Origin of the sequence: Dyadobacter soli, from assembly GCF_900101885.1 — a bacterium.
GTDB lineage: Bacteria > Bacteroidota > Bacteroidia > Cytophagales > Spirosomataceae > Dyadobacter > Dyadobacter soli.
Map to the genome: position 1 here is coordinate 29753 of NZ_FNAN01000035.1, position 16494 is coordinate 46246.

General features: G+C 51.8%; 8 protein-coding genes. 1 reads left to right on the forward strand and 7 read right to left on the reverse strand.

From position 1 onward, the window contains the following. Nucleotides 1-10: 10 nt before the first annotated feature. The 7 genes from BLQ88_RS35370 to modA all read right to left on the reverse strand — a co-directional run bounded on the left by BLQ88_RS35370 (nt 11) and on the right by modA (nt 15973). The gene (locus tag BLQ88_RS35370; RefSeq protein ID WP_090157741.1) at nt 11-4060 is read right to left on the reverse strand and encodes an FG-GAP-like repeat-containing protein; all 4050 of its coding nucleotides are present in this window, start codon (nt 4058-4060) and stop codon (nt 11-13) included. Nucleotides 4061-4240: 180 nt separating this feature from the next. Next, nucleotides 4241-8296: an FG-GAP-like repeat-containing protein gene (locus BLQ88_RS35375; protein ID WP_090157742.1), complete on the reverse strand. Its 4056-nt coding sequence runs from the start codon at nt 8294-8296 to the stop codon at nt 4241-4243. 154 nt (nt 8297-8450) lie between these two features. Further along, nucleotides 8451-12473: an FG-GAP-like repeat-containing protein gene (locus tag BLQ88_RS35380; protein WP_090157743.1), complete on the reverse strand. Its 4023-nt coding sequence runs from the start codon at nt 12471-12473 to the stop codon at nt 8451-8453. A gap of 202 nt (nt 12474-12675) precedes the next feature. Continuing rightward, the gene (locus tag BLQ88_RS35385; RefSeq protein WP_090157744.1) at nt 12676-13353 is read right to left on the reverse strand and encodes an SGNH/GDSL hydrolase family protein; all 678 of its coding nucleotides are present in this window, start codon (nt 13351-13353) and stop codon (nt 12676-12678) included. Between the two features lie 144 nt (nt 13354-13497). After that, nucleotides 13498-14409 carry a sulfate/molybdate ABC transporter ATP-binding protein gene (locus tag BLQ88_RS35390; RefSeq protein ID WP_229213001.1) on the reverse strand — a complete coding sequence of 304 codons (912 nt, stop codon included), beginning with the start codon at nt 14407-14409 and terminating at the stop codon, nt 13498-13500. Beyond that, nucleotides 14390-15064 (reverse strand): molybdate ABC transporter permease subunit, encoded by a 675-nt coding sequence (gene modB / locus BLQ88_RS35395; RefSeq protein ID WP_090157748.1) that lies wholly within the window; start codon nt 15062-15064, stop codon nt 14390-14392. The genes BLQ88_RS35390 and modB overlap by 20 nt, the downstream gene beginning before the upstream one ends. A gap of 156 nt (nt 15065-15220) precedes the next feature. Further along, nucleotides 15221-15973 (reverse strand): molybdate ABC transporter substrate-binding protein, encoded by a 753-nt coding sequence (gene modA, locus BLQ88_RS35400; RefSeq protein ID WP_090157745.1) that lies wholly within the window; start codon nt 15971-15973, stop codon nt 15221-15223. Nucleotides 15974-16194: 221 nt separating this feature from the next. Here modA and BLQ88_RS35405 point away from each other — a divergent pair. Next, nucleotides 16195-16494: hypothetical protein (locus tag BLQ88_RS35405; protein WP_143017013.1), on the forward strand; the 300-nt coding region annotated here is incomplete at its 3' end.

Consider the following 16494-nt stretch of genomic DNA (forward strand, 5'->3'; position numbering starts at 1 on the left):
GGGAGGGGGCTTATCGCCGGATCAGTATTCTGTGCGAGGTAGGTGTGCCGTTGGCCCGGTTGAGCATGAGGATATAAATGCCCCCGGGCAGTTTGCTTACGTCGATATCTCTTTCGTATCGCTGTGTTTGGAAGACCAAACCACCGCCGGTATCGAAAAGCCGCATTGAGCGGATTTCCGAAGGATTATCCACCTGCACCGACAAGCGATCCGAAGCCGGGTTAGGGAACAATGAAATCGAGGTTTCAGCCTCGCCATTAATGGTTTCGGCCATTACTTCTTCTGGTACCGGGGCATTGTTGTAGCCAGCAAGCTGGCTTTGAACATACCGCCACGGGCCGTACATCTGCCCGGTGATCGCCAGCACGGGAGAGTAACGTACGCGTACGCGGAGCTTGGTTGCTATGCCGTTCTTATTGACCGGGGCTCCCAATAAAGTGCCCCCTACGGACAGCGGTATTAAATTCTGAGCTGTGCCGGTGAACAAGTTACTGGTGGTAATCGGTTGGCTTCCGACCTTCGAGAATGGCGTTCCGGGCCCCATCGCTTCCCAAACGAATCTGCCCTTGTTTACCCCTAAAAACGATTTTGCAAATAAAGTAGCGACAAAGTTTGTCTGGTTAAACTGGTTGTGATTGATGGGCGTCACCCAGTCGCCGTTGTATAGCCGGACATTGTTTCTCAGCCCTTTGCCTGTGTTTCCGTAGTACACAAATGCACTTCCAGCGTCATTCTGCCCCCCGGGGTATCCCGTAGCACCAATAATTATATCGCTGTAACCATCTCCGTTTACGTCGCCTGCGCCTGCAACGGCTCTACCCATACGTGCGCCGCTGATATTTGTATTTTCCAATTGAAAGCGGGGGGCCAATTCCAATCCGGTCGGCGACCCTTGAAACACATAGGCAGCACCTTCAAATTGCTCACCGTTCGTAAAAACCGGGTCACCCACAATAATATCGCTATATCCATCCCCGTTCACATCACCCGCGCTACCTACTTCGCTCCCGAAACCGGACGATGCTTTGTTCATTTCCAGCAACACAGGACTGGCATTGGCAATTCCGGCTGATGAGCCATAATACGCCAAAACGACACCTTCGTTATTTTGACCATTTTCGTAGTCCGGCGCACCGACGATAACGTCAGAATATCCATCTCCATTAATATCTCCTGCACCTGCCACCGACCGACCCATATTCGCATCTGTCTGGTTGCCTTGTAAAATGACAGCCGCGGTAGTAGCTACTCCGGTATTGGATCCATGGTAAATAAATGCGGCTCCTACATCGCTAGTGCCACGCAGGTTATCCCCTACAATGAGGTCTCCATATCCATCACCGTTGACATCGCCGGCGGAAGCCACGCTAACGCCAAATTGGCTATCATTACCATCCTTGGCAGGTTGCAAAATTTGGGGATTCCCTGCAATGCCATTGCTGGATCCTTGGTACACATAAGCTGAATTTGTAACACCCATTGCGCCGACAACAACATCCGCATACCCATCCCTGTTAACATCTCCTGCTGCGGCTACCGAGCAGCCCATATAGCTTTCTGCAAAATTTCGCTCGAAATGAATGACGGCCTGCGTGCCTATACCAGTTGAGGAGCCGTGGTAAATAAATATGGCACCCTCGTCCTCCTGCCCGTTAGTATAGGCATCAGCACCAACGACTATATCATCAAAACCGTCGCCATTCACATCTCCCGCGCCTGAAACGGCTCGTCCAAAGCGGGAGTTTGCCTTGTTTTCCTGTAAAGTGTGACACGTATTGGTGACTAATCCGGCCTGGGAACCGTAGTAGACGAATGCTACTCCCTCATTATTTTCCCCGAGATCATAGTATGGAGCTCCGACAACGACGTCGCTGTAACCGTCCGCATTGACATCGCCAGCCGTGGCAACTGAAAACCCAATTTCTGCGCCAGGGTTGTTGCTGGTGATCTGGGTATGGCCCGTCGGGTTAATGCCGCCTGCGCTGCCATGATAAACAAATACATGCCCCTCATCCGTCTGACCGTTGTCAAAAGTGTGGCAGCCAATCATGATATCGCTGTACCCATCCCCATTTACATCGCCTGCGCTGGCGATCGCGGTTCCGAACCAGGCGTTGGCCTGGTTGCTTTCCAATAGGGATGCCCAGGTACCGACGATTCCGTCTTTTGATCCATGATAAAGAAAAACAGCTCCCTCATTGAACTGCCCGTTGTCGTAGTATTGTGTGCCGAGAAGAATGTCGGAATAGCCATCGCCATTCACATCTCCCGCGCAGGCGATCGAGGAGCCCATGCGCGCATCGACCTGGCCGCCTTCGAAGGTTTTTTCTGGTAGTGGGTTAATGCCATTCGAAGAACCGAGATGCAGGTATACCCTTCCCTGGTCTTTTAAATTCGGGGCGTCATACAAATACGCGCTGATGAGAACGTCACTGTAACCATCGCCGTTCACATCCCCCGCCGAGCTTACTTTATTGCCCATTGCAGCATCGTACTGATTGCCTTCGATGATGGTGGGGTTGTTATCTAACAGGCCGTTGGCGCTTCCACGATAGATATAAGCGGCACCTTCCCCCGCCTGACTCTGATCGCTGCCGTAAAAACGGGAACCAATGATGACATCGCTGTACCCATCAGCATCGACATCACCGGCAGGAGCGACGGAATAGCCGAACTTGGCATCGGCTTGGCCGGCTGTGATTACTTGCCATGCTCCGTAATTAGTGATTGCTCCGTAAAATGCCAAAACGATACCTTCATTCGCCTGGCCTAAAGTTGCCTGGTGAGCACCTACAAGTATATCGCTGAATCCGTCAGCGTTAATGTCTCCGGCTGTGGCTACCGATATACCAAAGTAACCGCCATCCGTAGGAGGTGAAAGGTCCATTGGGATCGAATTAGCCTTCACACCATCTGCGGAACCGAAGTAAAGTTTCACCATACCGTCATTTTGTCCGGTAATGTGATAGTTTGGTATCCCCACCAACACATCACTAAACCCATCCCCATTAAAATCCCCCGCACTCGACACCGAATAACCCATTTTGGCATCGGCCTGGTTGCATTCCAGCGTCACTGCGGCCAGGCTTAGCCCGTATTCTTTGCCGGGATATACAAATGCAGCGCCCTCGTTGTTTTGGCCAGAATCATACTGCGGTGCACCTACGATGACATCGCTATACCCATCGCCGTTCACATCGCCCGCGCTCGATACCGAGAAGCCGAGCCACATTTGGCTTTGGTTAATTTCGAGAATTTTGTTGGCGTTCTGCGGGGTGCCGTTCGCGATGATGGGGTCGATGGTGACGGGGTAGGCGGCATTGGCTACGTCCACGGTGATCTGGATGCGGTTGTTCATGCAGGTGAGCGTCGCGTTCAGGGGTTGCTTGTTGGCATCCCAGCACCGGAGGTCGTTGTAGACGAGCTCGTTGCGGGTTTCTCCATTTGATGCCTCGGTATAGAAACGGAGCTCGTTACCGGAGCCTTGCCGCACCTTGAGGCCTTTGGTGGTCATTTTTACCTGCAACTGGCGGGTGCCTGCCGGGGCCTTTTCAATAATGAAGTTCTGGCGCACGCCGTCTTCATTGTTGATAAATTCCTCCGTGAATGCGTCGTGGCTGATTTGCACTTTGTTTTGGTGATGTGCAGCCTTTGCATTCGTTTCCGGCTTGTGGAGCAACTTGCCGTCGGCGTAAACGCCTTCATTCATCAGTTGCAGCCTGAAACCCTGGCCGGTGGTGTCGACACGGGTCTGGACGGTGAGCTTGCCGGGCTGGTAGTAGGCCCGGAGGTTGTGCGCGCGGTTGGGGCTTTGCAGCATGTTCTTTTGCTTGTCGTAGGAGATGTGGTACTCCTGCTTTTCGAGCATGCTGCGGATATCTGACAGGGTTGTTTCGGACAGGGCCGCTTCCGACACTTTCGCGGGCGCTGCCGGGACTGTCCGTACTTTCGAAGGGTTTCGTGATATTGACCGGCTGATGCGGTCGAGTGCTTTAAAACCGGCAGCAAATGCTGCCAAAACCATTCCTACATACAGAATGGGCATGTAACGACTTTTCATAACGTGAGATACTTTAAGTGAAACAATCGGCTACTGGCTGAATGCCGGTGTAAATGTTACCGATACCTTAAAGTTGATTTCAAAGCGTTTATTCGCCGGGTGACATGTAATGATTACCCGGTTGCATCCCCATTAAAAAAACGCCTCCCCACGGCACGGGGGAGGCGTCAGGGAGGGGGCTTATCGCCGGATCAGTATCCTGTGCGAGGTAGGTGTGCCGTTGGCCCGGTTGAGCATGAGGATATAAATGCCGCCGGGTAGCTTGCTTACGTCAATATCTTTTTCGTATCGCTGTGTTTGGAAGACCAATGCACCGCCGGTATTGAAAAGCCGCATCGAGCGGATTTCCGAAGGATTGTTCGTCTCCACCGACAAACGATCCGAAGCGGGGTTAGGGAAGAGGCTTACCGAAGTCTCGATTTCCGGTTCCGTTTTTCTTTTGATGGTTTCAGCCATAGCTTCTTCCGGCACCGGGGCGTTGTTGTAGCCTGCGGGCTGGGATTGAACGTAACGCCACGGGCCGTACATCTGGCCGGTGATGGCCAGGACGGGCGAGTAGCGGACGCGCGCGCGGACTTTGGTGGCGATGCCATTTTTTACAATTGTAGCCTTAAATTCCTTACCTCCCATTGGAATATTCTCAAACGCAAAACTGATACCAGAATATTGTGTACTAGTTGTGATGGAATTATTGCCAACTTTTGAGAAAGGCGCACCAGATGCCGTAACTTCTGACACAAGCTTTACAACGTCAAAACCGTTGAATGATTTTGTATATAGTCCGAAAGCAAAACTGTTGATTGCAAATTGATTATGATTGTAGGGAGTTGCCCAATCGGTATTATACAATTTTATGTTATTCCTCAACCCCTTCCCATTATTACCATAGTAAGTAAACGTTGCCCCAGCGTCAAGAGTGTTTCCGTTATCATAGCCAGGTACTCCTACGAGGACGTCACTATAGCCATCGCCATTCACATCACCAGCGCCTGCTACTGCCTTGCCGAGGAATCGGTTGAGAGCATTACCTTCTGTACTAAACGAATTGGTGGTTTTAGCGCCATTCGGAGATCCGTGGAATACGAATACACCACCTTCGCCATTGTGGCCATTGTTTAAATTCGGAGCGCCCACGATTACGTCGCTGTAACCGTCGCCGTTCACATCTCCTGCGCAGTTTACGGATGATCCGAAGTAGGCGTTGGTGATGTTTGCTTGCAGTACGGTTGGAGCGGGCGTGACGTCGTTGATGCCGCCGACAGTTCCGTAATATACCTTTGCAATACCTTCGTTCGATTCACCATCGTCAAAATAGCGTGCACCAACAACTACATCGCTGAATCCGTCGCCATTCACATCCCCGGCAGAGGCGACTGAAAAGCCGAAATTGGCGTCGACCTGGTTTCCTTCCAGGCGCTTTTCATAAACGGCATCTAATCCTGAAGATGCACCATGGTAGACATAGGCAAGCCCTTCACTTGCTTCTCCAAAAGAGCCGCCCCAGGCACCGACAATCACATCGCTGTATCCATCGCCGTTGACGTCACCCGCAGATGAAACTGCTTCTCCAAAGTGGGTGTTCGTAAATCCGGTAAGAGCAACCTGATTCGCTGGGCCATTAACCCCACCGAAGCATACAAATGCTGCGCCTGGCGCTACATATGTCGGTGCACCGATGATAATGTCAGCATATCCATCACGATTTACGTCACCTGCACTGGCAACCGCGTAACCAAAATCTGAGTCGGCTTTGTTCATCTGCAATGCTTTTGGTTGCAGGTTCAAATCGATACCTGATGCAGTGCCATAGTACAAAAATACTATACCCTCTTGATTTTCTCCAATCGTGTAATCTTTGGCGCCCACGAGAACGTCGTCAAAGCCATCTCCGTTAGTATCTCCGGCTCCTGCCACGGAATATCCGAAATTGGAATTTACCTGGTCTTTTTGCAAAATGTAATAGCTTCCTGTATTAATCCCATCAGCAGCTCCGTAATAGATGCGTGCAATTCCTTCGAAACTTTGTCCCAGGTCATACGTTGGAGCCCCTATCACAACGTCTCCATATCCGTCCCCGTTAATATCTCCGGCACTAGCCACAGAAAAACCTATTTGAGCACCGGTTGTATTGGCGGTGATCGTTACCGCATCCTTCGTTCCAATCCCCTCAGCGCCACCATGGTAAATAAACGCATGTCCTTCATCTGTCTGCCCGTTATCAAATGTATAGCAACCGATTACAATATCGCTATACCCATCCCCATTCACATCCCCGGCGCTGGCGACCGCCGTTCCAAACCAAGCGTTACCCTGGTTGCTTTCGAGCATGGAGAACGGATCGCCAACGATACCGTTTTTCGATCCGTGGTATACGTACACCGCGCCTTCGTTGAATTGCCCATTGTCATGATATTCGGCACCGAGGAGGATATCGGAATAGCCGTCGCCATTTACGTCTCCCGCGCAAGCAATCGAGGAACCCATATGGTCGTTATCGGCTCCATAGAAGGTTCTGGCTGGTTGTTGCTGTGCACTAATACCGGTTTGAGACCCCAGGTACAGATTCACTATTCCGTTGTCTTTATTATTCGGAAGGTCGTGCAGATAAGCACTAATAAGCACATCACTATACCCGTCTCCATTCACATCCCCGGCCGAGCTTACTTTGTTGCCCATCGCGGCGTTAAGTTGATTTCCTTCGATGACGGTCGGATTTCCTTGCAAGCCGCCATTGCCTCCGCGATAGATGAAAGCTGCGCCTTCCGCGTCCTGCCCCTGACCATTCGTGTAAAATCGGGCACCTACAATGATATCGCTGTATCCGTCCGCATCAACGTCGCCTGCGGGTGCGATAGAGTAGCCAAACATGGCATTGGGTTGATTGAATTCGAGTTGATCAATCTTCTTGAAATTAGTTTGTGCCCCATAAACCACAAAGACAACCCCTTCATTGTTCTGTCCGAAATCAAATTGGTGGCCTGCAACGAGAATATCACTATACCCGTCCCCATCTATATCCCCGGCAGTGGCTACTGATATTCCAAAATAGGCTTTTGCCTGTGGTGAATAAAACGATATGGGAGTGCTTGCCGGGTTAACGCCTTGAGGTGACCCTAAGTATAACAAACCACGACCTTCATTCGTAAAAGCACCGCTATAATAGGGTGCTCCTACCAGCACATCACTAAATCCATCACCGTTAAAATCACCCGCGCTAGCCACTGAATAGCCCATTTGAGCGCCAGCCTGATTAGATTCAATTGTAACCGCGGTCAAAGTCAATCCGCTGGCGTCTCCCTTGTAAATAAAAGCGGCGCCTTCATTAGCCTGCCCTTTGTCATACTCTGGCGCACCCACAATCACATCGCTATAGCCATCACCATTCACATCTCCCGCGCTGGATACCGAGAAGCCCAAATGCATATAGCTTTGGTTGATCTCAAGAACTTTGTTCGAATTCTGAGGTGTCCCATTGACTATAATCGGATCGATAGTAACAGGATATGCTGCACTAGCTACATCCACGCTGATCTGGATACGGTTATCCACATACGCAAGCGTCGCATTCAAAGGCTGTTTGTTGGCATCCCAGCATTTGAGGTCGCTATACACGAGCTCATTGCGCGTTTCTCCTTTGTTTGTTTCGGAATAGAAACGTAACTCGTTGCCATTGCCTTGTCCTACTTTGAGGCCGTTGGCAGTCATTTTTACCTGCAACTGGCGGGTGCCTTCCGGTGCGGATTCAATTATGAAGTTCTGGCGGACGCCGTCCTCATTGTTAATAAATTCTTCGGTGAATGCATTGTGGCTGATCTGTACCTTGTTATCGTGGTGGGCGGCCTTTGCCTGGGCTTCCGGCGTGTAGAGCAGCTTGCCGTCAGCGAATACGCCTTCATTTACCAGTTCCACTTTGAAGCCGTCGCCGGTAGTGTCTACGCGCGTCTGGACGGTGAGCTTGCCCGGCTCGTAGTAGGCCCGGATATTGTTTTTGCGGTTGGGGCTTTGCAGCTTTTTCTGCTGCTCGTCGAAGGAAATGTGATATTCCTGTTTTTCGAGCGAGCTGCGGATGTCGGCCAGCGTGGCTTCGGACACGCCGGTCGGCAATGCGTCGGTGGTTTGCGCCGCCGCTTTGACTGGGAGCGGTGCGGATCGGTGGTGTTTGTGCCACAGCCCTGCCCCGAGGAGAGTTGTTCCGGCCAGGGCAACCGCCATGGCCCGTTGATAAATCTTTTTCATAACTCGTGTGTATTTGAATGTTTTTGGACTTACGGGAATATTCCCGCGTCCCAAATTTTGTGAATGTGCCAAATAAACAGGCTAAGCGATTATTCTCAGGTGGAAATCGCTTAGCCCGTGGTTTATTGATCACTCAAAAGTCGCCGCCGGATAACTAATGCAGTACAATCGGATGGCTGCTTTCCATGGCATCGGCATAGTGGATGTGAAGGATGTAACGGCCGGGACGAATTGCTCCGACATCCAGTTTGTCGGCATTGCCTTTCCAGGAACGGATCTCCGAGCCGTTGGTTGTCATCAATTCCGATCCGGCGACTGTTCGGTTCTTACCGGTATGAATATGCAGTACCGATGCTGCCGGGTTAGGGTATACGTAAGCCGTGTTGGTGGTACTTTCGAAGGGATTAGTCGTCGCAACTTTCGGAGCGGGTGAGCTGATTGTTCCGGCGGATGGCCACGAAAGGTATCGCCATGGCCCGTACACCTGGCCGGTCAATGCGAGGGTTGGATTGTACTTTATCCGGAGCCTCAGGTTTGTCCGGGGGCCTTGTTTGTTGATTTTATTTTTGAGTTCGGTGCCAGTGAGATTGTAATATCCTTTTTGCGCGCCACTGTATAGGGTGCTGTTCGCAAGAAGGCCGTTGGAACCTGTCGAGAATGGCTGCCCGGCGGGAAGTGCCTCCCATACCAGCCGGCCTTTGTTCAACCCCAAAAATGATCTGGAATACAGGCCGATGCCGAAGTCGCTTTTGTTGTGTTGCTGATAATTCAGCAATGTGGCCAGGTCCGAATTGTAGAGCCGGATATTGTTTCGCAATCCATTGCCATTATTTCCATAATAAACAAATGCCGCATCCGCATCCGACTGACCGAAACTGAAATTGGGCGAGCCTACGATCATATCTGAATATCCGTCGGCATTGACATCGCCGGCAGCGGCAACGGCCCATCCGAAGAAATCGTAAGCATCGTTGGGATTGCCCTTAATACGCTGCGGACTGGGGTTGATACCCGTCGGCGATCCGTAGTAAATCAAAACAAGACCGGTTGCTATGGAGGTATTTTCATCGATAAACCAGGGCTCTCCTACAACCACATCGCTGTACCCATCACCATCGAGGTCGCCAGCGCCGGCGACGGACTCGCCCATAGCCGCGGCCATGCCCGTCTCATGCGCGTACAGGTGTGTGACGTTCGCCTGGGTGATGCCCGCAGGGGAGCCGTAGTAAATGTGAGCGGCGCCGTCGCCATTATCATAGCCATGTTCACCGACAACCAAATCGTGAAAGCCGTCGCCGTTCACATCCCCTGCGCCCGACACATCCCAGCCGAAATGTGCCTGATCCTGGATGCCTTTGATGCATTCCATTGTAAGCGAATCCAGTGAATTAGCCTTCCCATAACCTATAAAAATGGCGCCCGCATCGAAATCGCCGACGCTGTATGCGCCTGCAACGATGTCGTCGCGGCCGTCACCGTTCAGATCACCGGCAGCGGACACCGCATTGCCCAGCCGCGCATCTACGAGGTCGCTTTCGATGATCCGCAGCCCGGCGATGTTCGGGCCGTTGGGTGAGCCGGGGAATACGTAAACCGCCCCTTCTTCCGATTGGCCATTGGAATAATTCATCGCGCCGATCACGATTTCGGAAAAACCATCGTCATTGAGATCGCCTGCATGAGCGGCGGCGCATCCGAACCATGCCCCTGTTTTATTGCTTTCTAAATGTATTGGCACCGGGTTGAGGCCGGCAGGTGAGCCAAAATAAACAAATGCCGCTCCCTCTTCGTTTTCGCCGCTATCGTAATGCATTGCACCCACGATAATATCACCAAAGCCATCGCCGTTGATGTCCCCGGCGGCAGAAACGGAGGTGCCAAAACTGGCATCCGCCTGATCGGCTTCGAGCGTATCGGACGCGTTTTTGCTGATACCATCCGGCGTTCCTTTAAATACAAATGCGACACCTTCCTCTGATTGCCCATTGTCATAATGCGGCGCGCCGACGATCATATCGTCGTACCCATCCCCGTCTATATCGCCCGCGCCTGAAATGGAATAGCCCAAAGCCGATTCAGACTGAGCCGAATACACGCCGGTAGCCATGCCTGGCCCGGACGCGCCTCCATGCCACACCATGATGGCCCCCTCGTTATCCTGGCCCTGATCATAGAGATACGCGCCGATGACAATGTCGCTGTACCCGTCGCCATCCACGTCGCCTGCGCCCGCCAGCGATTGCCCCAGGTAAGCATTGCCCTGATCGCTTTTGAAAACGGAGGACGGTTTTTTACCAATACCCGCCTGAATGCCAGAGTAAAGCATTACTACGCCCTGATTGGGCAGACTCTTGCCCTGTGTTTTAGCAGCAATCATCACATCGGCGTACCCGTCGCCCTGTACGTCACCGGCGCAGGCGACCGCACGACCGAATTCCTCTTCCATTTGCTGCCCAGTGAGTGCAATCGATGGGTTGGGATTGACGCCGTTGGCAGAGCCGAGGTGAATCTGTGCCAAACCCTGATCGGAATAGGCCTTGTCGTAATGCGGCGCGCCGATAATGATGTCTGAAAAACTGTCGCCGTTCACATCGCCGGCGGATGCGAGCGCGGTACCCAAGTGTGCGTCGGCCTGATTACTTTGAATGATGTTGGGTATCAGCGATATGCCTTGCGCCGTGCCCAGGTAGACGAACGCTGCGCCCTCATTTAATTCTCCCTGATCGTAAAACGGTGCGCCGACGAGTACGTCCGAAAATCCATCCGCATTGACGTCCCCCGCACCCGCTACCGAAGTGCCCATTCCGGAGATCGACTGGTTCATTTGCAGGACAGTTACCTTGTTGGGGTCGATACCATTGGCAGAACCGGGATACACAAATGCCGCGCCCTCGTTCAATTGCCCCTGATCGAATTCGGTGGCGCCTACAATTAAATCACTGTAACTGTCCCCGTTAATATCGCCAGCCAGTGCGACCGAGCTGCCGAAATGCGCTTCGAACTGATTTCCTTCCAGCGTCACAGCCGGGTTAGGTTTAATGCCTTTTGGAGAGCCAAAATGAATGAAAACGACGCCCTCATTGGGCTGTCCTTTGTCGTAAAACGGGGCGCCTAACGCAATGTCGCTGAACCCGTCAGCATTGATATCCCCGGCGCTGGACACGGAGTAACCCATTTCGGCATGTGCCTGATTACTTTCGAAAACGGTGGGTACCGGGTTGAGGCCATTCGCGGAACCGTAATAGAGAAATGCGGCGCCTTCTTCGGCCTCACCGTTGTCGAAATGAGGCGCACCGGCGAGGACGTCGCTGTACCCGTCGGCATTCACATCCCCGGCGGAAGCGACCGAAAATCCCAGCCATGCATCGGCCTGGTCGGATTCCAGTACCGCATTGGCATTACCCGGACTGCCATTCACCACAATTGGGTCGATCGTGACCGGGTAGCTGGCACCGCGCACATCCACGGTAATAAGAATTTGCTGGCCTTTGCCGGTCATATGGGCAATGAGTGGCTGTTTTTGAGCGTCCCAGCATTTAAGGTCGCGGTAAATGAGTTGAGGATGAGCCGGGTCGTTTTTTGCAAAAAATGAAAGCTCGTTCTCTGCGCCGCTATTTTGAACGCGCATTCCAATTGCGCTGAGTTTTACGGTCAGTTCTCTCGTCCCGACCGGTGCCTGTTCGACAATGAAATTTTGTCTTACACCATTTTCATTGTTGATAAACTCCTCCGTGAACTTCGAATGGCGCAGTAGCAACCTGTTTTCAAGTAGCTCGGGTTTTGCATTGGGATCGGGCTGGTCGATCAGCCTGCCATCGGCGAGAATGCCTTCATTTTTTAGTACCAATTCAAAATTACGTCCCGAAGAGTCGATCCGGTTCCGAATGGTGAGGTTCCCCGGCCGGTAATGGGCGCGGAGGTTTTGCCTTCGGTTAGGACTTTGGTGACTATGCTTTGTGCGGTCGTAGGAAATGTGGTACTCGCGGGCGGCGATGGATTCGGCGAGGCCGACGGGAATGTCAGGAACTGCATTTTGTGGTGGCTTGCTGGTAGCAGCTTTTTCGGGACTGGCCTTGCGCGAAGGATTGGGAATTAACCAGGTAAAAAAAGCGAAAACAAGCAGTGTGACGGCGGGTGTCACGATAGAAAGAGGCAGGAGGTTACCGGATTTTCTCATACGTCAAAAAGTTTGGATAGGTTGAAGTGTAAAACCGGGAGCAATGTGCTCCGACCTCAATTTTGTATTAATCGCAAACTCTTTGGGAATCCGATGATCAGGTGACGGTATGGGTTAACTAACGGAAAAACGGGCATGAAAAAAGCCAGTCGCGGAGGTAGTTTCCGGGACTGGCTTCAAGTAATTGCAGGTATTCAATGCATTACTTCTGCACCAATGCTTCGAGCATTTTCTCGGCCAGGAACTGGTTGCCCGCGTCCGTCAAATGTACCCGGTCGGAGGTCAGAATGCCTTTTTCCTTGTTTTCAGGATTGTTTTTAGCCAGATAGTCCTGGAAATGCTTGCGGAGGTCGAGCAGTTGCAGGCTGTTGCGCGTCGCGATCTCGCGGATCAGTTTGGAATACTGGTTCAAATCACCGTCCTGCTGGTTGGAATTATCATTGCGCTCGCCGATAACCGTAGGCGTACACACGATCACGCGGATATTCTGGGCTTTCAGCTTTTTGATCAACGCCTCGTAGAACTTCACATACTTGTCGGGATCGGTACCGGTGCCCGACGATGCCTTGTGCCATACGTCGTTGATACCCACGTAAATAAATACCACATCCGGTTTCTTGGCCAGCACGTCGTCTTCGAGCCTCAGATAAAGGTCATATACCTTATTTCCGCCGATTCCCGCGCCGATCAGCTCATACTGGCTGTCCTGGCCTTTCGATTTCAGCATTTCGCCCACTTTGGTAATGTAGCCTGTCGGGCCCACGCCCGCCTGGGTAATGGAGTCGCCGAAGAAAACAACGCGGAGCGGCTTGTCGGCACGCATAGCAAGCAACGGAAGCGCGATAATGGCAATTTGCAGCAGTTTGAAAAATACTCTCATGGATTGGTTGTATGGATTTTTGTTGAAAAGACGGGGTGGGCGGGGAAATACCCTTTTTGACCGCCGACGGCCGACCGCGGACCGCCGATATTTTGTGTTTATTACTGTGGATCATTTCGTAATTCCGAAACAAGCAGTCGGCCGTCAGCGGTCGGCGGTCGGCGGTCTATCCTTCCTCCCGCTCACCTTTACCTCCCCGTCACCGTAATGCAGCGTGAATTTCGCGCCTGGGTACATTTGATTTTCGAGTTTTGCCGGGATGGTGAGCTGGCGGATTTTGCCATCGATCCAGGCTTGGGCCAGCAATGTTTCTCCTTGTTTTTCGATGGTTAGTACTTCTCCGAAAATGATCAGTTCCTGGCTATCGCTCTTATCCAAATACACCTCGGAAGGCGTGCCGATACGGGTTAATGTCCCGTTTTCCATAATCGCGACCTGATCGGCGAGGCGGAAAATTTCGCCCATATCGTGTGTTACGAGTATGACGGTAAATGGCCGCTCGCGCCGTAGTTTCAGCAACAAATCCTGCAATTGCAGCTGCATATCCGGGTCGAGGGCGGCGAAGGGCTCGTCCATCAAAAGCAATTCCGGCTCGCGTACGAGCGCGCGGGCGAGTGCGACGCGCTGTTGCTGCCCGCCCGAGAGCTGGTGCGGTTTGCGGTCGGCGAGTTGCGTGAGACCGGCCGTTTCCAGCAAATGTCCGACCAGTTCCGATTTATGGGTTTTAGGTAATGCAAATTCAAGATTTTGCAGGACGGTCATATTCGGGAACAATGCATAATCCTGGAAAACGAAACCGATATGCCGCTGCTGGGCGGGAATGTGAATGCTGTTGGCGGTGTCGAGCCATTGGTTGTTATTGAAAACAACACGGCCGGATGTAGGCGTCGCCAGCCCGGCGATTTGTCTTAGTAATGTAGTCTTTCCTGCCCCGGAAGGCCCTGTCAGCGCCAGAATGCTGTGTGCCGGGAACGTGAAATCCACTTCCATCGGTACAACCCCGTGTGCGGTGTGCAAAGTATGCCGGATATGAACTTCAAGCGGGTTGTCGGACACGGAGCAGGCGGTTGTTAATCGAGTAAACCAGCAGCAAAATAATGAAAGTGATCGCAAAAAGCACCATTGCATAAGCATTGGCAGCCGGGTAGTTGAGTGCTTCCACCTCGTTGTAGATGGCTACTGACGCCACTTTGGTCACGCCGGGGATATTGCCGCCGATCATCAGCACCACCCCGAACTCGCCGACGGTATGCGCGAATGTGAGGACGAATGCGGTGAGGAGCGCCGGTTTGCAATTAGGCAAGAGCACTTGCACGAATGTCTGCCATTCACTTTTGCCGAGCGTGTACGATGCCTCCCGCAGCGACGACGGCAGCGATTGCAGCCCCGCGCGGATCGGGTAAATCATAAACGGCAGACTGTACAAAATGGAAGCGATGATAAGCCCCGGAAACGAAAAAACCAGCCTCAGTCCCAGATATTCTTCAATCATCGCCCCAAACCAATGCGACGGACTGAATGCCAGCAGCAAGTAAAACCCGATCACCGAAGGCGGCAACACCAGCGGCATACCGATGAGCGCCTCCACCACGCCGCGCCCTTTGAACTTCCCGAAAACCAGCCAGTACGCGATCGGCAAGGCGATCACGAGGAGCAGTACCGAGGTAATGCCGGCGAGTTTGAAGGTGAGTAGGAGGGGTGCGGGGTCCAATTTTGAATGATTGAATGATTGAATGATTGAATGAGTGAATGAGTGAATGATTGAATAGCCATGAATAGTCATGTGTAGTCATGTATTGTTTGTGTTTCCATGAATAATCGTGAAAATTCCTGACCACTCCTGACTACACTTGACCGCACCTGACCTTTACTTGTATCCATACCGTTTGAAGATGGCTTTTGCTTTTTGAGAATAAAGGAACTGATAAAACTGCTCGCTCGACGCTTTCTTGGGAGAATCTTCGCTGTGTTTTAATAGAATAGCGGCTTGCTGAATGGGTTTGTACAGGCTTGAATCTACGATGACGTAATGCCCTTTGCCCTTCATTTCGGGGGATAAAACAATGGATAATGCATTGAAACCGGCTTCTGCCGAGCCGGTGGTGATGTATTGTGCGGTTTGAGCGATGCTTTCGCCGTAGACGAGCTTCTTTTCGGTTTGCGGGTAGAGTTTCAATGCATTCAGTGCTTGCACGGCAGCTTCGCCGTAGGGTGCCGTCTGCGGGTTGGGAACGGCTATTTTTTTGATCTTATCGGTAGCTAATGCTTCCAGTTTGAGGTCGGTTTCGGGAATGTCTTTGGACCAGAGTACCAGTGCGCCTGTCGCGTAAACCTGCGGTTTCTGATCCGAGCCGCCGTTTTTGAAGATTTCTTCGGGGTATTTGGTGTCGGCTGAAACGAATACGTCGAATGGTGCGCCTTCGCGGATCTGCGTGGTAAGTTTGCCGGACGATGCTACTACGATCTCGATCTTTTTGCCCGATTCCTTTTCGAATTCCTGCTGGATTTCCTTCATCACATATTGCACATTGGCCGCCGTAGCGATCACGATTTTTTCGGACGGTTTGGAGCAACCGGCCAGTAATGCAGCAAAAAGGAAGAGGATACGGAGTTTGTTCATGACGCAATTTAGGGAAAATGGGTTATAAATGGCGCCGCGGTATACAGGAGGCCCCGCCGGGGCCAAACGTCCCGTAGGTGTTACGGTGTTCTAGAAACAGGTTGTCCCTCAGGGACATTGTTTGAAGATGTAGTTTTTGCGCCGGAGGCGCACCCTGTTTATAGCAAATTCGACGCATACATGTCTTGTCCTGAAATAGGTTTACACCAACCAATTTCAAAATGGGTAAGATATTTTTCAAAAAGGACGGTAATTTGTTTACCGATGAGGAGCGGCACCAGATCATCAAGGAGTATCTTTCGACTGACTATTCAAAGCTTGAAATTTGGAAGAAATATACGAGCCAGAGCAAAGAACGCGGCCATCTGCTGCGCTGGATGCGAAAGTTGGGCTACGATTCAAAAACCAAAGTTTTAAAAGGTAATTCAGGGTTGAGGCCTAGGAGTATGGCAAAGGGAAAACAGGAAAAGAAAAAGGTTGTTTCCGATAGTACACCTTCCGAAACAATCCAGTTGGAGAAC